Origin of the sequence: Marinomonas sp. CT5 (assembly GCF_018336975.1) — a bacterium.
Taxonomy (GTDB): Bacteria; Pseudomonadota; Gammaproteobacteria; order Pseudomonadales; family Marinomonadaceae; genus Marinomonas.
Window position 1 is genome coordinate 2,511,207 of sequence record NZ_CP025572.1, and the last position, 22,927, is coordinate 2,534,133.

At 42.7% G+C, this 22,927-nt stretch carries 21 protein-coding genes; 7 read left to right on the plus strand and 14 right to left on the minus strand.

Going from position 1 to position 22,927, the window contains the following annotated elements:
• Positions 1-2: 2 nt before the first annotated feature.
• Entirely contained in the window at positions 3-1,457 is a 1,455-nt protein-coding gene (sbcB, locus tag C0J08_RS11775; protein WP_212652166.1) for an exodeoxyribonuclease I, read from the minus strand.
• A 79-nt stretch (positions 1,458-1,536) separates the two neighbouring features.
• Here sbcB and C0J08_RS11780 point away from each other — a divergent pair, with 79 nt between their 5' ends.
• A complete protein-coding gene (locus C0J08_RS11780) occupies positions 1,537-2,046 on the plus strand; it encodes a YchJ family protein (protein ID WP_212652167.1) in 510 nt (169 codons plus the stop codon).
• Between the two features lie 6 nt (positions 2,047-2,052).
• On the opposite strand, the gene C0J08_RS11785 is transcribed toward C0J08_RS11780, so the two are convergent.
• The 4 genes from C0J08_RS11785 to C0J08_RS11800 form a co-directional block, all read right to left on the minus strand.
• Positions 2,053-3,090 (minus strand): HD domain-containing phosphohydrolase, encoded by a 1,038-nt coding sequence (locus tag C0J08_RS11785; protein WP_249344252.1) that lies wholly within the window; start codon positions 3,088-3,090, stop codon positions 2,053-2,055.
• A 14-nt stretch (positions 3,091-3,104) separates the two neighbouring features.
• Entirely contained in the window at positions 3,105-5,498 is a 2,394-nt protein-coding gene (locus C0J08_RS11790; RefSeq protein ID WP_212652169.1) for an ATP-binding protein, read from the minus strand.
• 38 nt (positions 5,499-5,536) lie between these two features.
• Entirely contained in the window at positions 5,537-6,046 is a 510-nt protein-coding gene (locus C0J08_RS11795) for a putative pterin-binding protein (RefSeq protein WP_212652170.1), read from the minus strand.
• 170 nt (positions 6,047-6,216) lie between these two features.
• The gene (locus C0J08_RS11800) at positions 6,217-7,116 is read right to left on the minus strand and encodes an aldo/keto reductase (RefSeq protein WP_212652171.1); all 900 of its coding nucleotides are present in this window, start codon (positions 7,114-7,116) and stop codon (positions 6,217-6,219) included.
• A 285-nt stretch (positions 7,117-7,401) separates the two neighbouring features.
• Here C0J08_RS11800 and aroA point away from each other — a divergent pair, with 285 nt between their 5' ends.
• Positions 7,402-8,679, plus strand: a complete 1,278-nt coding sequence (gene aroA, locus C0J08_RS11805) for a 3-phosphoshikimate 1-carboxyvinyltransferase (protein ID WP_212652172.1) — start codon at positions 7,402-7,404, stop codon at positions 8,677-8,679.
• Between the two features lie 154 nt (positions 8,680-8,833).
• Here the strand turns inward: aroA and C0J08_RS11810 are convergent, their stop codons facing one another.
• A complete protein-coding gene (locus C0J08_RS11810; protein ID WP_212652173.1) occupies positions 8,834-10,282 on the minus strand; it encodes a gamma-aminobutyraldehyde dehydrogenase in 1,449 nt (482 codons plus the stop codon).
• A gap of 19 nt (positions 10,283-10,301) precedes the next feature.
• Complete coding sequence (locus tag C0J08_RS11815; protein ID WP_212652174.1) at positions 10,302-11,216, minus strand: LysR family transcriptional regulator; 915 nt, start codon at positions 11,214-11,216, stop codon at positions 10,302-10,304.
• 306 nt (positions 11,217-11,522) lie between these two features.
• Between C0J08_RS11815 and C0J08_RS11820 the strand changes: the two genes are divergently transcribed.
• The 5 genes from C0J08_RS11820 to C0J08_RS11840 all read left to right on the plus strand — a co-directional run bounded on the left by C0J08_RS11820 (position 11,523) and on the right by C0J08_RS11840 (position 17,005).
• Complete coding sequence (locus tag C0J08_RS11820) at positions 11,523-12,680, plus strand: ABC transporter substrate-binding protein (protein WP_212652175.1); 1,158 nt, start codon at positions 11,523-11,525, stop codon at positions 12,678-12,680.
• A 110-nt stretch (positions 12,681-12,790) separates the two neighbouring features.
• Positions 12,791-13,804 carry an ABC transporter ATP-binding protein gene (locus C0J08_RS11825; RefSeq protein ID WP_212652176.1) on the plus strand — a complete coding sequence of 338 codons (1,014 nt, stop codon included), beginning with the start codon at positions 12,791-12,793 and terminating at the stop codon, positions 13,802-13,804.
• A 4-nt stretch (positions 13,805-13,808) separates the two neighbouring features.
• Positions 13,809-14,744, plus strand: coding sequence for an ABC transporter permease (locus tag C0J08_RS11830; protein ID WP_249344254.1), 936 nt, complete (start codon positions 13,809-13,811; stop codon positions 14,742-14,744).
• Complete coding sequence (locus C0J08_RS11835; protein WP_212652178.1) at positions 14,734-15,543, plus strand: ABC transporter permease; 810 nt, start codon at positions 14,734-14,736, stop codon at positions 15,541-15,543. Before C0J08_RS11830 ends, C0J08_RS11835 begins: the two co-directional genes overlap by 11 nt.
• A gap of 37 nt (positions 15,544-15,580) precedes the next feature.
• Entirely contained in the window at positions 15,581-17,005 is a 1,425-nt protein-coding gene (locus C0J08_RS11840) for a gamma-aminobutyraldehyde dehydrogenase (protein WP_212652179.1), read from the plus strand.
• A 78-nt stretch (positions 17,006-17,083) separates the two neighbouring features.
• Here C0J08_RS11840 and C0J08_RS11845 read toward each other — a convergent pair whose 3' ends face one another.
• The 7 genes from C0J08_RS11845 to thiE form a co-directional block, all read right to left on the minus strand.
• Positions 17,084-17,566, minus strand: coding sequence for a Spy/CpxP family protein refolding chaperone (locus tag C0J08_RS11845; protein ID WP_212652180.1), 483 nt, complete (start codon positions 17,564-17,566; stop codon positions 17,084-17,086).
• Between the two features lie 307 nt (positions 17,567-17,873).
• Complete coding sequence (locus tag C0J08_RS11850; RefSeq protein ID WP_212652181.1) at positions 17,874-18,359, minus strand: MazG-related protein; 486 nt, start codon at positions 18,357-18,359, stop codon at positions 17,874-17,876.
• A 182-nt stretch (positions 18,360-18,541) separates the two neighbouring features.
• Positions 18,542-19,165 (minus strand): HAD-IA family hydrolase, encoded by a 624-nt coding sequence (locus tag C0J08_RS11855; protein ID WP_212652182.1) that lies wholly within the window; start codon positions 19,163-19,165, stop codon positions 18,542-18,544.
• 104 nt (positions 19,166-19,269) lie between these two features.
• A complete protein-coding gene (thiH, locus tag C0J08_RS11860; RefSeq protein WP_212652183.1) occupies positions 19,270-20,436 on the minus strand; it encodes a 2-iminoacetate synthase ThiH in 1,167 nt (388 codons plus the stop codon).
• Positions 20,436-21,212 (minus strand): thiazole synthase, encoded by a 777-nt coding sequence (locus tag C0J08_RS11865; protein WP_212652184.1) that lies wholly within the window; start codon positions 21,210-21,212, stop codon positions 20,436-20,438. Before C0J08_RS11865 ends, thiH begins: the two co-directional genes overlap by 1 nt.
• Position 21,213: 1 nt before the next feature.
• Complete coding sequence (gene thiS, locus C0J08_RS11870) at positions 21,214-21,411, minus strand: sulfur carrier protein ThiS (protein WP_212652185.1); 198 nt, start codon at positions 21,409-21,411, stop codon at positions 21,214-21,216.
• The gene (gene thiE / locus C0J08_RS11875) at positions 21,408-22,925 is read right to left on the minus strand and encodes a thiamine phosphate synthase (RefSeq protein WP_212652186.1); all 1,518 of its coding nucleotides are present in this window, start codon (positions 22,923-22,925) and stop codon (positions 21,408-21,410) included. Before thiE ends, thiS begins: the two co-directional genes overlap by 4 nt.
• Positions 22,926-22,927 lie beyond the last annotated feature (2 nt).

Consider the following 22,927-nt stretch of genomic DNA (forward strand, 5'->3'; position numbering starts at 1 on the left):
CCTTATAAAGGTATCGGGTAAATACTTTGAGCGTAATCCGCCAAATCTTGAAGCATAATTTGCTTCGCTGGAGATAAATCAGGTGTCTGAGCAATATAGTTCAGTCGCTCAAAATATTGCTCCATATTAATAGAGCCTCCACCGTCTTTTTCAAGCAAGCGAATCTGTCTGTACTCTTCCCATTCAAACTGTTGTTGCTCGCTCAATTGATCAGGGTAATTTCGCCCAATGTAACGCATTAACATTTCAGGTAAACGACGATCATCAAACGACATAGCCAGTTCTGACAATTGATTTGGCGGAGTCGAACGAATTTTCTCCATCCTTGATTTGTCTTCACGAGAGAAAAAACCACCAGAGTAAAGCATCACATCTGGATCTTTATGTATGGGTCGATCCTCTTGTATAAAGACATCGCTTATTTTTGCCGCCAAACCAGAATGCCCTTTGATGATGGCAAGGTTATGACGACAAACTGAACCGTCTAATTCAAGTCGCTTCACAACATCGGCATCTTTTAGAAAAGTAGCGGGGGCTACAGCAGGAGATTTATTGTAATGAATCACTTTCAGAGGCAGTCTATCAAGATCACCAAGCTCCTCTTGACGAGTAAAAACTCGATGACGTATTTCTTCCACACTCAGATCAATTAAGGGCTGAGCATCTGCCATCAAATCAAAAACAATCACACCATTTTTGTTCGTTGGATGTGGTGCAATCGGCACAACAAACGCCGCGTAATTTTTGGCTTGCCCGAACATACCGGATATATGCAAAAACGGCTTTAATCGAACCACATCAATAAACTGCTGCAGCTCATGCTTTTGACGCATTTTAAAATAATAAGCGAACAGTTTCGGTTGTTTTTCACGAATAAGCTTAGCAATCTCAATAGTGCCATAAACATCTGACAAAGCATCATGAGCTTGCTCATGAGCAATATTGTTCGCCTTGGTCAGTGCTTCCAATTTCATGGACACTTGACCGTCTTCCCCTTTTGGCCAAACAATGCCTTCTGGGCGCATCGCATAGGTCATTCTTACCAAGTCAATCATGTCCCAACGAGAGCAATTGTTTTGCCACTCTCTTGCATATGGATCAATGAAATTACGATAAAAACCATAACGAACCACTTCGTCATCAAAACGAATGGTATTGTACCCCAAGGCACATGTGCCGGGTTGTGAGAGCTCCGCTTCTACTGCCTGCATAAATTCTGCTTCACATAGTCCTTCCCTATTCGCATCTTGAGGGCTTATGCCCGTTAGCAAACAGGCTTCTGGCTGAGGTAGAACGTCTTCTGCTAGACGGCAGTAGAACATGATTGGCTCGCCAATAGGGTTAAAATCAAGATCTGTTCTAATCCCTGCAAATTGCATAGGACGATCTCGCGCTGGGTCCGTTCCGGTTGTCTCAAAATCAAACCAAAAAAATGATGTAGGGCCCGATGAAGTCACAAATAATTCCTGTAAGCCGTTAAATAAAAAGGTATTATACGCATCTTGGAGTGTATTTGGCGATGAGAGGAGTAGATCTATGCCAGTCCCAGTAATTTGTCCATGCGGAACAGGAAGCCCCTATGAGATGTGTTGTGGTATGTACCATAACAATCCAGGTACGGCCCCTACCGCTGAAACGCTAATGCGTTCGCGTTACACCGCTTTTGCTATTGGTGATTTCCAATACATTGCCGCTACGCAAAAACTGAAGGACGAACCCGATCAAGCCGCGACTGATATAGAAGAAAGCAATCAACATACAAAATGGATTAAGCTTGAAATTAATGCAACAGAGAATGGCTTAGAAAAAGACAAAACCGGCATGGTCTCTTTTTCCGCCCACTTTAAAGAAGGCAAGCATATTGGCCGTTTAAGTGAGCGTTCTCTATTTAAGAAAATAAAGGGGCAATGGTTCTATATCTCTGGAGAACATGACGTCGCAAAAAATACACCATTAATTAATTCCGACGCTATGAAAGTTGGTAGAAACGATCCATGTTTATGTGGGTCTGGTAAAAAATTCAAGAAATGCTGTGCTGTTGCTTAATAAAACTTATTCAACAGCATCCCATTTTTCCTTAATGTTTCTCAGCTCATCTTCAATCGATAAAAAGGTACGCACTAACTCTGGGTCAAAGTGTGTACCAGCCGCTTGCTGAATGTGATCGAACGACTCCTCTATTGTCCAACTTTTCTTATAAGGACGCTTCATAGTAAGAGCATCAAAAACATCAGCCAATGCAACGATTCGAGCCGATTGAGGTATCTCCTCTCCCTTCAAATGAGATGGATAACCCGTACCATCCCATTTCTCATGATGACCAAGTGCCACTTCCGCAGCCAATTTAAATAATGGCGCTTCCCCTCTGATTAAAATTTCATAGCCAATGACGGTGTGTTGACGCATTATCACCCATTCATCATCCGTTAATTTATTTGGTGACTTCAAAATACTATGAGGAATACCCACCTTTCCGGTGTCGTGCATTGGTGCCGCTAACTTTAACAATTCAACCTGTGACGCTTCCCAACCTATTGCTTTTGCTAAGGCCGCACAATAATCAGCCATTCGCCACATATGCACACCCGTATCGGTATCATTTAACTGACTGACCGCTCCTAGCATACCAATAGCAGACTCTAGGGCTTCATCAAGCTCTCTTGTTCTATCATCAATAATTTGTTTATTACGAAGGTTCTCTTCTGCTGCCTTTAAATGAGCCGACACCCTAGCAAGGGTTGTTAAAGGAGTTATCGGTTTAGTGATGAAGTCCACACACCCTACATCAAAACCTTTTTGCTCATGTTGTGGGTCCGTTACCGCCGTCAAAAAAATAACTGGGATATCATGTGTTTTAGGATCAGCCTTCAATCGCTCACATACCTCAAAACCATTCATATCAGGCATCATAATATCAAGCAATATGATATCCGGTAGGGATCTATCGACTATATCTAAAGCCAGCTGTCCACCTTTTGCAACTTGGACATGGTACTGTTCAGATAAAATATTTCTAAGTAAATCAATATTTTTTGGCACATCATCAACAATGAGCACACGCTTTTTCTTCGAAATATTAAGATTATTCACGTTACTTCCATCCCTCAATTAGCACTTTCCTCAAGACAGTCCGATATAAGAGCACGCTTAAATGCCCCAACCTTATTTATCGCATCCATATAGTCGTAAGACAAACTGTCTTCTAACGCAGATTCCAATAATCCCACTCGTTTATAACCTGATATTTTTGCCATTATATTTTTTAGAACCTCTTCGGAATCAGAATCACCACTCACTAAAAGAGATTCAAGCATCTCAAGCTCAGACCATAAAACATCTAAATCCTTCTCGTCAGATAAAAAACAATTTCTGCGGTCTTTTTTCTTTAACGAATCAAAATCATACTTAATCATCCAAGATTCGATTTTTTCAATCAGCAGATAAGGATCTAGCGGTTTAAACAAAACATCATCAATACCAATTAAACTATTTTGCTCTAAATCAACGGTATCAGCCGTTAAAAAAAGGATAGGTGGTTTTCTATCACCTAAGGTTTCAAATATTTTTCGACTTGATTCATAGCCATCCATTATGGGCATTCTTATATCCATTAAAATTAAATCATAAGATTCATTCAGAGACCGTTCATAAGCATCCTTTCCATTTTCGACCCAATCTACTGAGACGCCCATTTTTTCTATAATTGCCTTAACTATATTGGCGTTAATCTTATTATCTTCAGCGAGTAATATACTTTTGCTTCTGAAAAACTCATTCTTATCTAAAAAATCATTTTTAGCTTTAATCGACTGCAATTGATTCCTAGCTAAATTCAAAGCCACTATTTTTTTATTGATATTAGTGGGCGTAACGAGCCCTGAAACAACAAAACCTTCTTTATCTGAAAATGAGCCATTTAAAAAGAGAATACTTTTCTCATAACTTTTTAGCTCTTCAAAAAGCATCCCTTCTTCGTTTAACCAATGATGGCTTGCAAGAATAGGCAAATCCTTCTCAGTCAAATTTGAAAACTTCACTAAATTTAAACGATCAACGTTCAACCTAGAGAGTAAAGATACGATTTCAGTATCTTCTTCAAGAATAGACACTTTTTCTAACGGTACTAAATCTTGTCTAGAATCAGGGGTATAAGGAAGCTTAATAGTAAAAATAGAACCGCCATCAACCACACTTTCATAAGAAATATGACCACCCAATAGAACCACCAGTTTTTGAGTAATGCTTAACCCTAAACCAGTCCCCCCATGCAATCGTGTTGTACTACTATCAGCTTGTTTAAACACATCAAATACATTAACGCCTTCAGGAATACCAATACCTGTATCTTTTACATCTATCGCAATTTCTTCCGTATTTAATCGATAAACATTTACATTGACTGAGCCAGAATGTGTAAATTTAACGGCATTACCTACCACATTAATAAGAACTTGTTGTAATCGAGTTTTGTCACCAACCAAAGTATTATTCAAGGTAAAATCTCGACTCATCATAAAGCTGAGATTTTTGGATTTCGCTTGTCCTTCATTAGTTTGATAAACATACTCCAAAACCTCATCTAAACTAAACGGAGAGTTTTCTAAATCCATTTTCCCTGATTCAATTTTAGAATAATCTAAAACACTATTAATAATGGCTAATAAGGCATCCGCAGACTGCTGAATTTTCGTTACCTTTTCACGATGCTCATCCTTAATATCCGCTCCAGATAGCAAGTAACTGAAACCGACTATTGCATTCATGGGAGTACGAATTTCGTGGCTCATGGTAGCAAGAAACTCTGATTTAACCTTTAAAGCTTGTTCAGCAGAAAAAACTGCACTTTCAAGATCTTTGGTTAATTTTTGGGACTTTTCAAAAGACTCCCTTGCCACCTTCAATTGCTTAAACAACATTATGATGATAAAAATCATGGTAATAGTTAGTAAGGCGATTAATGAGCCTAAATATAAAAACAAACCAAGAGTATCGTTCCTTTGCTTTACTTTTTCACGGGATCTCGAAGCCAACGTACTAAGCACAACGCCTTCAGTTTCTTTTAGAAGAACATTGCTTTTATTAATTAGAAGTTGCACATTAATTAATGATTGATCACGAAAAAGTAGCTGATCAATATCTGCTACCTCATGCTTCAACGTTTTCATCAAGGCATCAGAATTATCTAATCGATCAAACAGAACCCTCAGCTGTCCCTTTTCTAAAACATTAATACGACTGTATAAGATATCGAAACGTGTTCTCGCATCAACAAGTCGCTCATTGGTAAAATCGTCTTCAAGCAATTTTAAAGAGCTTCTAAGTTTTAACGTTTCTCTGTCTAGTTGATAAGCAGCCCATAAAGCATCTTCTTCCACGGCAGACATTACTATTTTTTGACGCTCAACTAACTCTGCAAAAATTAACATGGCAGCTCCCATAAAAAGGAGTGCCGCAATCACCAATAAAATAAAAGATGATGATTTCTTATTTTTAATCACTTTAGTGACCGGAAGAAAAATGAAGCGCATATTAAAGTTTACTCGACATTGATCGATTTAACTTGCCAAACAGATCGGTTGTGAATGACTTCATTATTTAAGTCTGGGTGATCAGTGAAAGGATAAAGCATAAAAATGGGGCCTTTATCTCGCACACTCATTGGCTTGCCATTCATATCCATTGCGAGAATCACATCGTAGTCTTCACCATCTTTCTTCGGCACTTTGGCGCTGTAATCATTCAACGCAGTGACCGACAATTCCCCTGTTTGTGCCCCAACTGCCGCCATCACTGAACGCAACAGAGGTCCACGATATAAATCCACCCCCTCACTCCAAGGCGTCATTGTCTTCTGATCTATGACCTCTAGCCCCATCAACATGTCTCGGTCAAATTCAGCCGTTTTACTGGTTGTGTTGGTATGGCTAATATTCCCTGTAACGGTAAGAATGACAGGACCGGTTGGTTTGGATAACGTTTGCGCTTGTACATTCGTGATAGCCAGCACTCCACAAAAAACGGCCCCAGCAATAATAGATGGCTTCATTCAAAACACCTCAATCCGAATTATTTAGATTGAGTATAATGAAGAAGTTATTCGCTGTGGCGACTGACTTACGAAAAGATACGCTTTCTACACCAAGCAAAACAATAGGCACAAAAAAAAGCCACTTACATGACTTTTTTTGATTTACACATCTTCATTAGCAATGGATCTTAAGGGACTGGCTGACCTTTCGAGGCTACCCAAATTCGAAACCAATCATCATCACTTAATGAAATCGCAATCGCCTCCACAGCCGACGATAAACGCTCAACCTTACCCGATCCCATAACAGGACAAATACCCGCTGGATGGCGTAATAACCATGCAACCACAAGCTGATCCATCGAGCAGTTATATTTACCGCTGAGGTCTTTCAAAACAGCCTGAACTCGAACGGATTTTTCATCACAACCAGAAAACAAGTCGCCACCAGCAAATGGCGACCAAGCCATTGGGGTCACAGCATGCTGTTGCACATGGTCTAAAGTGCCATCTTCAAAATGCTGTAATGCCAAGGGCGACAGTTCCACCTGATTAATAATCAAGGGAGCATCCAGACGAGATTGCAATAAATCAAATTGATGAGTCGTAAAGTTAGACACTCCAAAGTGCTTCACTTTGCCCAGCGTAAAAAGCAGATCCATAGCTTGCGCCACGTCATCCGCATCCATTAAAGGACTTGGTCTGTGAAGTAACAAAGTGTCTATGTACTCACATTGCAAATTTGCTAAGGATTGATCAACACTTGCCAAAATATGTTCCGCACTATAATCATAACGATGCATCTGAATATCAGGACGATTTTCAGAAGGGAGCAGAATGCCACACTTGGTAATAATTTCCATTTTATCCCGCAGTGCAGGCTTTTGTTTTAACGCTTCGCCAAATAATGCTTCACATTGATGCCCCCCATAAATATCCGCGTGATCAAATGTGGTCACCCCCATATCTAAGCAGGACTCGATAAAACTCAAGGTTTCTGAAGATGTCATATTCCATTCGTTTAAACGCCAAAAGCCCTGTGCAATACGGGAACCTTCAAATCCAAGTGGATGGTACTGATGTCTCATGCAAATTTTCCTTTGCTTCATTTTTATTAGCCAACATTCTAAAGACACTTTTTTATAAAAAATAGCAAACCGCATGAATTTGCATAACTGACAGATAACGCCATCAAAGGTATACTATGCCGCATTCAAGACTGACCTCTCCTGAAAGAGTGACGCGACCACTTAACCATGGACACACTATAACGAATAAATTACGGCCAATATCGAACACTTATCATTCACACGCAGCGACGCATAACGAACCACAAAGTCGAAACAATAAACACCACTGTGATGGACATAATAATGAATTCAATTACGCTAGGCCCTCTTTCTAAAGCCAATGGAGAAATCCAGATTCCGGGCTCCAAAAGCCTTTCAAACCGTATTTTATTGTTAGCAACGCTAGCAAAAGGCACTACAAAAATTACCAATCTACTAGACAGCGATGATATTCGTCGCATGCTAGAAAGCCTAACCAAACTGGGCGTAATCTATTCCTTAGAAGACAATGGCACAACCTGTGTATTAGAAGGCCTTGGCGGTCCAATTCAAGCCGACTTTGGCGACCTATTCCTTGGTAATGCAGGCACAGCAATGCGCCCATTAACGGCGGCATTGTGCTTGGGCAAAGGTGAATTTCTCTTACATGGTGAGCCTCGCATGCACGAACGCCCTATTGGCGATCTAGTCGATGCACTACAAGCACTTGGTGTCGACATCACTTACGAAGGTGAAAAAAATTACCCACCACTTCGAATAAAAGCGAACGGCCTGTCTGGCGGTGAAGTGTCTATTAAAGGCAACATTTCAAGCCAGTTTCTTACCGCTATCTTGATGAGCGCACCGTTAGCAAAAAGTGACTTAACCATTAAAGTCGACGGTGAATTGGTTTCTAAACCCTACATAGACATTACTTTGCACGCCATGAAGCAATTTGGTGTCGAAGTCGAGAACCAAAATTACCAGGCATTCGTAGTTAAAGGTCAACAAACTTACCTAAGCCCTGGTGAAATCATGGTTGAAGGTGACGCGTCTTCCGCTTCCTATTTCTTAGCCGCCGCCGCGATTGCTGGGGGCAAGATAAAAGTCCATGGGGTTGGAACAGACAGCGTACAAGGTGATGTTAAATTTGCCGATGTGTTGGCGCAAATGGGAGCAAAAATCACTTACGGTCCAACTTGGATTGAAGCCGAACGCAACGAATTGAATGGCATCGACATGGACATGAACCACATTCCTGATGCCGCCATGACCATTGCGACCACCGCCCTTTTCGCTAAAGGCCCAACAACGATTCGTAATATTTATAACTGGCGCGTAAAAGAAACGGATCGTTTATACGCTATGGCAACCGAACTGAAAAAACTGGGCGCAGACGTCGTTGAAGGTGATGACTTCATTACTGTTACTCCTGTAGAAAATCTAAAGCACGCGGCAATTGATACCTATAATGATCACCGTATTGCTATGTGCTTTTCTCTAGTCGCTTTCTCTGACACCCCCGTTACGATTAACGACCCAGGCTGTACCTCAAAAACCTTCCCAACTTACTTTGAATTGTTTAATACTGTAGCAAGTTAAGTCCTTCTGGCGTATTTTCCCTTTAAAAGAAAATACGCCATTCTAATGAGTAGTGAACAATCCATTTTTTTGAGCCTTCTCTCACCAAGTTCAAGTAAGGTCTTTTTAAAATAGCTGAGCAAATAACAAACACAGCAAATAAGACATATTAATGCTAATCATGGCTAATCATGATGTGACGCATCATGGAGTAATTTTCCAGTGAGTACATCGAAAGGTCATTACCATAACCTGAACGCTTTAAGCCACCATGGGGCATTTCACTGGGTAAAAGGAAATGGTTATTTATCCAAGTACAGCCAAACTCCAACTGTGATGCAATACGCATGGCCCGCTTGATACTGCCAGACCACACCGAAGAGGCTAAACCATACTCAGACTGATTAGCCCATTGCACTGCTTGCTCCTCGTTTTCACAACAAGTAACAGATACAACCGGGCCAAACACTTCCCGCTGTACAATTTCGTCATCCATTCTTACGCCTGCAATCAATGTTGGCTGATAAAAAAAGCCAGACGTATTTGGAACGACACCACCTACAAGGATTTCTGAATGAGGCAATTCATTTGCTCGCTCAACAAAACTAGCAACACTGTTTCTCTGGCGTTCACTGATAAGCGGACCTAAATCATTTTGCTTATCCTCTTCCTGATTGAACTTTAACTTAGCAACGCTATCGGCAAGATCCGCTACTAATCTTTCATAAATTCCTTTTTCTGCATAAATATGACAAGCCGCAGTACAATCCTGACCGGCATTGTAATAACCATATTTTGTCACGCTTTTAATGACTTTATTCAGATCGGCATCGTTTAGAACAATCACTGGAGCCTTCCCCCCCAGTTCTAAATGGGTTCGCTTAACGGTTCGATACGCCGCCTGCAGCACCTTTTGCCCTGTTGATATATCGCCAGTTAAGGTCACCATTCTCACCCCTGAATGCTTAATCATATTGCTGCCAACGCTTTCTCCACGACCAAACAACACGTTAACGACCCCAGGAGGGAGCACTTCATTAAGTAACTTAGCAAATGCTAAGGTTGTCAGCGGCGCTTGCTCTGAAGGCTTAAATACCACGGTATTACCAGCCGCCAATGCAGGCGCTAATTTCCATGCCGCCATCATTAACGGATAATTCCAAGGCGTAATGGCTGCGACAACACCAATAGGCGCCATTCTAATCATGCTCGTATTTGCCGCCAGGTATTCATTCGCCGTAGGACTAGGTCTACATCGGACTGCCCCAGCAAAAAAACGAAAGACATCCGCAGCGGCTGGAATCTCATCACGAATGACAAAATGCAAGGGCTTACCGCAGTTTAACGCTTCTAATCGAGCTAAATAGTCAGCGTGCTTATCGATAAGATTGGCTATCTTTATCAAATAATTTGCACGCTCTTTAGGCGTCGTTTTCGACCACATTTTTCCAGCTAATTGTGCGCTCTTAACACCCGCATCAATCTGCTGACCAGAAGCCTCATGAATCAACACTAAGTCTTCTGCCGTTGAGGGGTTTACAATTTTTTCTAGATTACCTTCTCCAGCAATCAATTCGCCATTAATCAACAACTCTTTAGAATATGTGATCGATACATCACTCATAATAAACTCCTACAAAAACCTATTGATTCAGCAAAGAAGGTTTGGACATAGACTCACGGGCCACTTCTAAAAGATGATCTACAAGCAGATTACGTATACCTCCGCGGCGCCATGCAAGACCGATATCCAGAGTCTTAGAAACATCTAAAATACGCTTGGCCTCAACCCTATCGCCTTCAACTGACCAAGGTCGATATGTCATATCGGGCATAACAGCCACCCCCATACCAGCAGAAACCAAACTGCGTACAGCTTCGACCGAATTACTCTTCATGGCAATATCGGGCATTGCACAAGTATCCTGCCAAATATCTCTAATACGTTGTTCCATTCCGTCTGTGGACAATAAAATCTGCGGCTCTTTTAGAATCAAATCCATACTAAGGGATTCTTCTTCAAGCAGTTGATGCTCCGGAGGCAACCAAATATGGTAACGAGAATAGGTTAATACTTCCGTGTTTAACGCCGAGCGATGTTCTAAATTAGAAAGCATTAATACCGCCACATCCAGCTCTCCACTGACAAGCAAATGTTCAATGTATTCGCGTTCGTCTTCCACTACTCGGATCTTTACTTTGTGGTAAATTCGCTGAAAACGAGACAATAGATCCGCAAGATAGTAGCCCGCCACGAGACTAGTCACACCAATGTTCAGTTCCCCAACGATGTCATCGGTACTTTGCTGTAGACTTCGCTTGGCATTATCAACGGCACTCATAATCAAATGCGCCTGACGCAAAAACTGATGCCCAGAGTGCGTTAACTCCATACCTTTCGCATGACGAACAAAAAGCTCAACACCCAACTCATCCTCAAGTTGTCTCAATGCCATGGTCAATGTCGATTGTGAAATGAAAACGGTGCTTGCAGCCGCTGAAACTGACCCTGTCTCTGCAATCGCAATGAAATAGCGGATTTGACGAAGAGACATCATAAGCGCACCCCCATAACAGCAATAAAAAAAGAAGGTTCCACTGTCATTTATTCCTTAGTAATTTCATTGTATTAACAGATATATCATAAAGCCCTTCACTACCATTATCGTTTTTTTCGATAGCTAGGATCTTTATTTTATATTTGCTATGAGCTTTTACCTATCGATATTCTGTTTTTAGCAGAATGAAGGATAAAAAAGTGAATACGCCATTCCTTGCTCTGTGCAAATAACTAGATATTAACCCTCTATGAATCAAGAAGAGGGTTGCTCTCAAAAACAGATATCTACAAAAGGACCTTCAAAATGACACAACTACGACCACTCACAAAGATACTCTGCGTCAGCTTATTAGCTTGCAGTGCTCCCCTGTCACTCCAAGCCATTGCAGACACACCAAAAGGAGAAGGCCAAGTAGATATTATTGCTTGGCCTGGTTACATTGAGCGCGGCAGTTCTGACCCTGCTTATGATTGGGTCACTCAATTTGAGGCGAACACAGGCTGTAGCGTTAATGTCAAAACGGCGTCCACTTCTGATGAAATGGTAAGCCTGATGGCAAAAGGTGGATACGATCTTGTTACGGCCTCCGGCGACTCCTCTTTGCGCTTGATCTATGGCAAGCGTGTACAACCTATAGACACCTCGAAAATCACCTCTTGGCAGAGCATTGACCCTCGCTTACAAAATGCGCCTTGGCATACCGTTAAGGGCAAGCATTATGGTGTGCCTTTTCAATGGGGGCCAAATCTTTTAATGTACAATACGAATACGTTTAAAACCGCTCCAACCAGTTGGGATATTGTCTATAAAGAAATGACTCTTCCTGATGGCAAAAGCAATAAAGGTCGAGTACAAGCTTATGATGGACCTATCTATATTGCCGATGCGGCACTTTACCTGAAATCCACTCGCCCAGATTTAGAAATCAAAGACCCATATGAATTAAATGAAACACAGTATGCTGCGGTTCTTCAACTTCTTCGCCAGCAACATAAACTAATCCATCGCTATTGGCATGATTACAACGTTCAAATGAGCGACTTCAAAAACGAAGGTGTGGTTGCCTCGAGCGCTTGGCCTTTCCAAGCCAACAGCTTAATTGCATCAGGAGAACCCATCGCCACAACCATTCCTAAAGAAGGCGTTACAGGTTGGGCTGATACCACCATGCTAGCTAGCAACACTAAACATCCTATCTGTGCATACAAATGGCTTAACTGGTCTATCAAACCCAAAGTACAAGGCGACGTAGCGGCTTGGTTTGGCTCTGTCCCTGCGGTACCTAAAGCCTGCGAAAACAATGCGTTATTAGGGGAAAATGGCTGTGAAAGCAATGGCTCTAATGATTTTGAAAAAGTGTCGTTTTGGAAAACACCAGTATCAAATTGTTCGACCCAAGGAAAGTGCGTTTCATATAGCAGATGGACTCAAGACTACATCGCAATAATGGGCGGAAGATAGCCGCCCTCTTCTCTCAATCTTAATGATAAAAACGTCTTATCGCTTCTGGTTGTGACTTATAACGCTACAAATTCACAACCAGAGGCGCATATCAATCAATGAGGAATAAAATGAATACGTCTGTCGAGTTTATTAATGTCCGTCGCCAATTTGGAGATGTGACAGCCGTTAACGATGTGTCCATCAAGATCAACGAAGGCGAGTTTTTCTCTATGCTCGGTCCATCTGGATCAGGAAAAACGACTTGCCTTCGACTCATAGCTGGCTTTGAACAAGCCAACAGCGGAAGCATTTTGATTCACGGCCAAGATGCAACCAAACAGCCACCTTACCAGCGAGATGTTAATACGGTCTTTCAAGACTACGCACTATTCCCCCACATGAACATTCATGACAACGTCGCTTATGGTTTGATGGTAAAAGGCGTCTCTCGATCAGAGCGCAACAGCAGAGCACTAGAAGCTCTAAAAATGGTAGCACTAGATGATTATGGAGACCGTAAACCCTCGCAGCTTTCTGGTGGCCAACGTCAACGTGTTGCTCTTGCTCGCGCACTGGTCAATCGACCTAGAGTGCTACTGTTAGACGAGCCCCTAGGTGCACTAGACCAAAAACTCAGAGAACAAATGCAGTCTGAACTCAAATCATTACAACGAAAATTAGGAATCACTTTCATTTTTGTCACCCATGACCAAAGTGAAGCGTTGTCTATGTCTGATCGAGTTGCTGTCTTTAATAACGGTAAAATTGAACAGGTTGATTCGGCAAGAGCCCTTTATAATCAGCCAAAAACACGTTTTGTGGCTGAATTTGTTGGTACTTCAAATGTGATTTCAGGCTCTTTCGCACATTCTTTAATCGGGCAAAATCGCACTTTTTCGATCCGGCCAGAACATATTATGCTCAATGAAAAGAGTGATGAAAAACTCATCACTACCGAAGGCACCATCAGCGAAATTCTCTATCACGGGGCCAATACTCGATTTGATATCAAGCTAAAATCGGGAGAAACAATCAGCTCCCAACGCCCCAATAATGCCCTATCTGAAAGTTTGGTAAGTGGTAGTACTGTCAGTGTCAGCTGGCCTGAATCCTCAATGATTATGTTACATGAGGAAGCCTAAGATCATGTCTCAGCTTACAAGTAACAAAAGATCCATCCTACAAAGTTTCTCGGATACATTATACCGTCATCCAAACGCGTATTTGCTCTTGTTATTGTCGCTTCCACTACTTTGGTTTGGCCTCATTTATATCGGCTCATTGCTCAATTTACTCTGGCAAAGTTTCTATTCGTTTGACGACTTCACCATGACGGTCATGCCGGACTTGACCCTAGCAAACTTTAAAAACCTTTTTCAGCCAGGTAACTACGACATCATTGTTCGTACAGTAACCATGGCCATTAGTGTTTCAGTTTTTAGCGCCATTATTGCCTTTCCCATAGCTTATTACATGGCTCGCTATGCAAGCGGCAAGACCAAAGCATTTTTCTATATTGCAGTCATGCTACCAATGTGGACAAGCTACATTGTAAAAGCCTATGCATGGACGCTCATGCTGAGTAATGACGGGGTATTGCAGTGGTTTATTAACTTTCTTGCACTAAACCATGTTTTACAAATGATTCTGGACATTCCAGACATTGGTGGTAATACGCTTTCCACCTCTCATTTAGGGCGTTTCCTTGTATTCACATACATTTGGTTACCTTTCATGATTCTCCCAATACAAGCGTCATTGGAGCGTTTACCACACTCCGTTCTCAATGCTTCTTCTGACCTTGGAGCGAAACCATCACAAACATTTCGACATGTCATATTACCCCTGTCGATTCCAGGTGTGGCTGCGGGCTCGATTTTTACCTTTTGTCTCACTTTAGGCGACTACATCATTCCGCAATTGGTTGGGCCTCCAGGCTTTTTCCTTGGCAACATGGTTTATGCACAACAGGGCTCGATTGGTAATATGCCAATGGCAGCCGCTTTTACAATGGTACCTATTATTTTGATTGCCATTTATCTTCGCTTAGCAAAACGTTTGGGGGCTTTCGATGCACTCTAATACACGCGCTCCTTGGTGGCTAACTTCTTTAGCGTGGGGAGGATTATTCTTTCTCCATTTCCCGATTATGATTATTGGCATTTACGCCTTTAATACAGAAGAGTCCGCCTTCAGCTTTCCACCAAAAGGTTTTACTTTGCATTGGTTTGATTTAGCCATGCAGCGCGCTGACATTTTCGATGCGCTTGGACTCTCTATGAAAGTGGCTTTTATGGCCACCATTATCGCTATTATTCTGGGTACAATGGCTGCTGCAGCTATGTATCGTCGAGCTTTTTTTGGTAAAGACACTCTTACCTTAGTTCTTATTATCCCTATTGCCCTACCAGGCATAGTGACAGGGCTAGCTTTATTAAGCACCTTTAAAAGACTTGATATTGACCCAGGACTTTTAACGATTGTGATCGGACATGCAACATTTTGTGTTGTGCTGGTTTATAACAATGTTATTGCCAGACTAAGACGAATTTCTTACAGCCAAATTGAAGCATCTATGGATTTAGGCGCCGATGGCTTTCAAACATTTCGTTATATTGTACTGCCCAACTTAGGTTCTGCTCTTTTGGCTGGTGGCATGTTGGCCTTCGCTCTCTCTTTTGATGAACTAATCGTTACAACCTTCACAGCAGGGCACGAACAAACTCTCCCACTCTGGCTGCTCAATCAGCTTACCCGACCACGAGACGTTCCTATTACGAACGTTGTCGCGCTTTTTGTCATGCTGGCCACCATGATTCCAGTCTTAGTCGCCCACCTCCTAACTCGCGGCGCAGAAGATGTTGGCGGTAGTGGTAAATAAAAACAGTTAACACCAAACACAATTAAAGGAGTTTGTTATGACAAATCAATTATTGATTAATGGACAACTGATAGCAGGAAAAGGAGAAGAATTTGATATATACAACCCTGCGACTGGAGAAGTATTGCTAAGCATCCCTGAAGCCAGCTTGGAACAAGTCGATGCTGCTATTGATGCTGCTGAAACGGCCTTCAAGTCTTGGTCTCGAACCACACCTAAAGATCGCTCACTACTTCTACTGAAATTAGCAGATGCAATTGAGGAGAACAGCGAAACCCTATCTCGCTTAGAGTGTGATGACACAGGCAAACCTTATGCCGGCATGTTAAACGATGAAATTCCAGCTATCGCAGATGCTTTCCGCTTCTTTGCTGGAGCTTGTCGTTGCATGAATGGTTCTGCTTCTGCGGAATACATGGAAGGTCATACCTCAATGATTCGACGTGATCCAATAGGAGTCATCGCCTCCATTACTCCATGGAACTATCCACTTCTTATGTTAGCGTGGAAGCTAGGACCCGCTATTGCGGCCGGTAATACTGTCGTATTAAAGCCATCTGAAATTACACCTCTTGCGACATTAAAATTAGCGGAAATAATTAATAACATTTTTCCGGCTGGGGTTATTAATATCATTTTTGGTCAGGGTAAAAGCGTAGGAGCACACCTAACAACGAGTGACAAAGTTAGCATGGTTTCCCTAACAGGCTCCATCGCAACAGGACAAAATATCGCGGCTGCTAGTGCTTCCAATATGAAGCGCCTCCATATGGAACTCGGTGGTAAAGCGCCCGTTATTGTGTTTAACGATGCTGATTTCGAGGAAGCGATTCAAGGTGTTCGTGCATTTGGTTTTTATAATGCAGGTCAAGATTGCACGGCAGCATGTCGTATTTATGTTCAAAAAGACATTTACGATGAGTTTGTTAGCAAAATTACCCAGGCTGTTGCATCAATAAAAGTGGGTGCACCTTATGATGAAGACTCTGAAATGGGACCTTTAGTCAGCAAAGCACACTTTGATAAAGTAAGTGCCTTCGTTGAAAGAGCAAAATCGCAGAAGCATATTCGCATTACCACAGGTGGGCACCCTATTCCTGGCAATGGATATTTTTACGCTCCTACCGTTATTGCAGATGCAAAACAGAATGACGAAATTGTTCAACGAGAAGTGTTTGGGCCAGTCATCTCTATAACACCATTCGAAGACGAAGATGAAGCATTGACCTTTGCCAATGACTCTCAATACGGCTTAGCCTCGTCTATCTGGACACAAGATACCAGCCGTTCTGCAAGACTAGCCGCACGACTTCAGTATGGCTGCACATGGATAAATACTCACATGTTGCTAGCAACAGAAATGCCTCACGGTGGAATGAAAATGTCTGGCTATGGCAAAGATATGTCCATGTATGGATTAGAAGACTACACAGTTGTAAGACACATTATGACTAAACATTAATCGAAGATAAAAAAGCCCCAGCATTTTATTGCTGGGGCAAGGCTCTCTCAATACAAAGGGAAATGTATCAATGAAATATTAAGACTGAGGCTGAACTGGGGCTTCCAATTTTTCAATTTGCTTTGGTGTTAGCAATGCATAAAGTCCAGCACGATTTTTCGCATAAGCAACCGTTAGGTCTTCTGTTAATTCACCACTCTCTTCAGCAAGATCATCAACTTTATCCATATAATTTTTTGAACTAGGCGATAAACTGCTTATTTCAACTTGAGTACTGTGTAGCTTCTCTTGAATTTTACGAATAGCTTTTCCATCTTTCTCAAATAAATCCGCTACTTTAGCTTGTGTTTTTTCGTCTAAGCCAAGTTGCTGAGCCAAGCGGCTAGCAAGTTGTTCATGGCTTGGGGCAGAATTCATTGGAGCTTGCTGCGCTGCTTGGCCTTTTTCAGCACCCACTTCAGGTGATTTTGTGCCTGCATACGCATTGACGGCTATGCCAGTTATAATCGCGGCGCTCAAACCGATCACACCAACAATTCCTGCTTTCTTACGATTAAACATAGTTAGCTCCTTAAGCTCTTTTCCTGTTTGGATGAAATCTATTATGTCGATTTATCTGTCAAACCGAATCAAAGAGAGTGAATCGAGATGCACAACTTGTCATGAGAGTGTAAGGGAGAATGCGCATTCGCCGTTTTTTGCTGCCAACCGCGCACACGCGAACATATTCTTAGGCTACAGACTGGTTCAATTGACGTTACGTCCTTTTTCTCAGAAAAAGGACTCAGGGTTAAACATTCATTAAGAAAGGAGTCGCTATATTAGGATCGGACGACTGGAGTAATTTGATCAGATTTGAGCCATTTATTTATAATGAATCACTGAGCGAAGTTAATTCTTCAATATCAATCAAGTCCACTTCACGCCCCAATATTCGCTTGTACTGGACCAAACGATGGATCGGAATAACTGATAACTCAAGACCTTGATACGGCTTGATAACCGATTCAGCAAAATGGATGTCGAGCAGGTGCCAAGTGCCATCTTCATGTGACTGTATCCTAGTGTATTCGGACAAGCCGATTTCAATTTTTTGGTTCTCATAAACCAATTGCAAATATTCAAGATCCCAACCATATTCCGTATAACGAGCTAACGGCTTAGAAATATATTGAGCAACATGAGGCAAAATTTTATTCACGTCACTCTTGCAGATATAAAGATCTATATCTGCAACCTCACGACTACCGCCATGAACAGTCGCGGCTAAACCGCCAACAATCTGATACTCAATTTGCTCACTACTAAAAATCTGCTTGAGCCAAACTAAAGCCCGCGTCACGCGTGTATTCATTGCTCCTTCCTTAATCCAATGTTTTAGCCAAACTCTAAGACCCTCATCGCATATCAACTTCAATCAGTTGTATTCGAAACCGCTTTAATCGATCACTCAAAATAGAATGATCAACAGGCAGTAAAGTAGCTTTTTAGTATCAAGCTTCTCATACCAACTAACTTTTTACAGTCGACTAGGTATTAAAGAATAAGTTCTGATAGCTGTGACATATGTTGGATCTGTTGGACGCCAAACTTATTTATTTCATTCACCTCTGGTGCGTAGTAGATACTTTTCATACATGCTCTATTCGCGGCCTCCACTCCTAACAAACTGTCCTCAATCACCCAGCAATCATTGGGCGCTACTCCCATTACTTTTGCTGCGTGCAAAAACAATCCAGGTTCTGGCTTCCATGACCCCACATCGTATGAGCTAAAAATATTTTCATTAAAGTACTTAGCTAAACCGGTTACTTTTAGCGCTTGCTGGATTTTTGCTTGGGGGGCAGATGACGCTATGCAATAAGGTACGCTCAATGACTCTAGAATACCTTTAACACCATCATTTGCTTTGAGATGCTTATCGAACAAGTCTGTCACTTTCAACCTGTACTCTTTCTCAAATGCTTTAGGTAGCTGAATAGAAAACTCCGTTTCCAAACTCACCAATATGTTTGCCAATTTCCCACCACGAAATTTTTTCAGCAATTCCTTCGCTTGGCATTCAACTCCCAATTCTGCCAGTTGATATTCTAGTGCTAAATTACAGAGAAGCTCACTGTCAACTAACGTCCCATCACAATCAAAAATAATCAGCGGCATACTTCATATCACCCTTATACCTGATACTTATTCCAACCACTGATTATCCTCTGTTAAACGTAACTTTGTAAGGCTCTATGCTCCTATTTGATGTTCTTAGCTGGCTAAAGGTTAAGCGATGCATCCCAATCCTTCCAAACCACCTCGCGTCCTTGTGAACGAATGGCGGCGGCCACTTGTGCCACACTGCGCTCGTCGCTGATTTCAAATTGCTCTAAGGCTTGCGGTGACTCTTTGGCATAACCGCCAGGTTGAGTTTTTGACTCTGCGCTCATGGTGGTAAACCCCATACGTATGGCATGATCACGAAACTCAGGAGACTCACGGGTAGATAAGCTCAGTTCCAAGTCGGCATCGAACAAACGCCAAGCCGCGATCAACTGAACCAATTGACGATCCGAAATCACCGACTTGGGAACTATCCCCCCTTCACAAGGACGAATACGGGGAAATGCAACGCTATACCGGCTTTGCCAATAACGCTTTTGCAAATGGCGTAAGTGATGCGCCATCATCACCGAATCGGTACGCCAGTCCTCTAAGCCTAACAACACCCCCAAACCAATTTTATGAATACCCGCCTGGCCGATTCTATCTGGAGCATCCAAACGATAATTAAAGTTGGATTTATTGCCTCTTAAATGATGCTCAAGATAGGTCTTACGGTGATAGGTTTCTTGATAGACCAACACACCATCCAATCCCATTCCTTGCAGCTGCTTATATTCACTTGCCTCTAATGGCTGAACTTCCATCGAAAGTTGACTAAAGGCAGGTTTAAACAAGGGCAACATGCGCTCAAAATAAGGCATAGAGACTTTCTTCGTCTCTCCAGTCACCAGCAAAATATGATCGAAGCCTTTTTCTTTAATCGCACGGATTTCACTTTGAATTTGACCTTCATCTAAAGTGAGACGTTTAATGGCATTACTCATTGAGAAGCCACAGTAGGTGCATTCATTGGCACAAGTGTTAGATAAATACAAAGGCGCAAATAAACTCACGGTATTACCAAAGCGCTGCAAAGTAAGCTGTTCACTTTTGGCCACCATGTCGAATAAATAGGCTTCTGCTGCATGAGAAATTAATGCTGCAAAGTCGTCAATATCTCGCTTAGTTTTACTCAGCGCGCGCAGAACGTCTTGTTCTGTTTTCGTTTGATGCAAGTCTGTCATGGCTTGCCAATCCGCCTGTTCAACAAAGTCGCTAAATTGACCTTTTACAGCAGGACTTTGTTCTAGCAGGCGTATCTTATGAGCATTTTCGTTCATCAAGACAAGGCTCCGATAAAGTCTGTCAAAGGACTGGTGGCTTGCGCTCGTAGACGTCGCTCCCCCAGCCCCGACTCATAGGCCATGCGACCCGCTTCTACCGCTAAACGAAAGGCTTTACCCATTTGAGCAGGTTGTTTGGCAACAGCCATAGCAGTATTGACCAATACCGCATCCGCGCCCATTTCCATAGCCAATGACGCGTCCGATGGGGCACCGATGCCAGCGTCGACAATAACTGGCACTCGGCTCTGCTCAATAATGATCTCTAAGAATGGGCGACTCGCTAGCCCCATATTCGAACCAATGGGTGAACCTAGTGGCATCACACATTGGCACCCCACCTCTTCCAGCCTTTTACAAAGCACAGGATCCGCATGAACATAAGGCATGACCACAAAGCCTTTTTGGATTAACTGCTCCGCCGCCAATAAAGTTTCCATTCCATCTGGCATTAAGTAACGTGGGTCGGGGTGAATTTCCAGCTTGACCCAGTTGGTTTCTAACGCTTCTCTGGCGAGTTCAGCGGCGAATACTGCCTCTTTTGCGGTACGTGCACCCGATGTATTGGGCAGCAGTTTCAGTCCTTGTCGCTGCAATGGCTGAAGTATGTTGTCGGATTGATTTTTTAAATCCATGCGACGCAAAGACAAGGTAACCAATTCACTTTCACTGGCGGTTAGCGAATCCATCATGGCATCCGCACTGGCATACTTCCCCGTTCCGGTAAAAAGTCGAGAATGAAATTCATGATCAGCAATAATAAGTGATGACATGTTAGCCTCCTGCAATGGATTCAAAAATAAAAACCTGACTGTGCTCACTCAACACCGTGCTGGCCCACATACTCTTGGGCACCACTTGCAGATCAATCGAAACAGCAATACCCTGCTGATTTTTCCCTAGCTCTAAAAGCAGGTCTTCTAAGGTTTCACCTAAGAACTCATGAGCCATATCGTTTACTAATAGTTTCATTGATCACCTCGGGCATTTTGTTCAAACAAAGCCACTAAAGAACGGGTCGCCTGTTCTGGCTCTGCGGCTTTGGTAATAGCAGTAACCAAGGCAACACTGTCCACTCCCGTTTGAGCGACAGCAGGAAGACGGTCGGCATTAATGCCACCAATTGCCACCGTCGGATACACACCTTTTAATAAGGAGGCATAGTGACTAAGTCGTTTAAGACCTTGCGGCTGGGATGGCATATCTTTCGTCTGTGTAGGGAAAATATGACCCAAAGCGATATAGCTGGGTTGAATGGATTGAGCTCGCGCAATTTCATAGTAACCGTGGGTGCTAATCCCCAATCGCAAGCCTGCTGCTTGTATCTTGGCTAAATCGGCGACCTCTATGTCTTCTTGACCAAGGTGCACCCCATAGGCACCGAAGCGAATCGCTTCTTGCCAGTAGTCATTTATAAACACTTGTGCCTCATATTGACGACCCAAAGCAATGGCTTGTTGAATCGTATTTTCCAAATCCACTGCATTGGGGTCTTTAATACGCAATTGGGCGATTTTCACTCCTTGCTCAAGCACCAACGCAAGCCAGTCAACGGAATCTACCACGGGATACAAGCCCATTTGATCTGAATTTATTGGTACGAATGTTTGACTCACCGATCGAATATCTTGCTGTGGCGTCACAATCCTTGGCATGTTTTCCATTTGTAGAGGCCAACCAGGGCGACCCAATGGCCCTGCTCCTGCTCCGATCTGCACACCACTTTTTAATGCTCCAGTGATATAGGCCTTCGCCATGGTCATCGCATCCAATAAGTCATAACCGTGAGCAATAAAGCTGGCTAAAGCGGTCGACAAAGTGCAACCTGTGCCTCGCGTGTTATGCACGCTGAGTCGCTGGCAAGCATAACCTAGGATAGAGTTCCGCCCAATCAACCAATCAGTCGCCACGTCTTCAGCACCACTGTGTCCACCTTTAATTAACCAGTGTCGCTCAGCACCTTCTAAATAAGGCATCAGCTTTGACTGAATTTCTTCGACCGGACGTTCACCCGACAAGCCTGTCAGGATAGAAAACTCCATCAGATTTGGCGTAATAACATCCACATAGGGTAAGACGTAATCCAATAAGTTGGCGGCTACATCACTTTGTTGCAATTGATTACCCGCTTCACTACTCGCCGCCATCACAGGATCAAAAATCACAGGGACATTAGGCATATAGGTTTTAATCAGCCTTAACCAATTCGAACAGGCTCTTACTATAGCAATGGAAGGAAGTAAGCTGATCTTAATCGCATCCGGCGGCACATCATCCAACAAGGTCTGCCACTGCTCATCAAACATAGCCAACGACACAGGCTCCACCGAACGCACTTCTTTGGAGTTCTGCGCTGTGATGCAAGTAATGATAGTCTGTACGTGGCAAGCCAAATCTTGCCCCGTACGTAAATCCGCTTGAAGTCCCGCGTGGGCGGACGAATCCGATCCACCCACGCACCAAACAACAGGAGGTTTTATTGTCATAA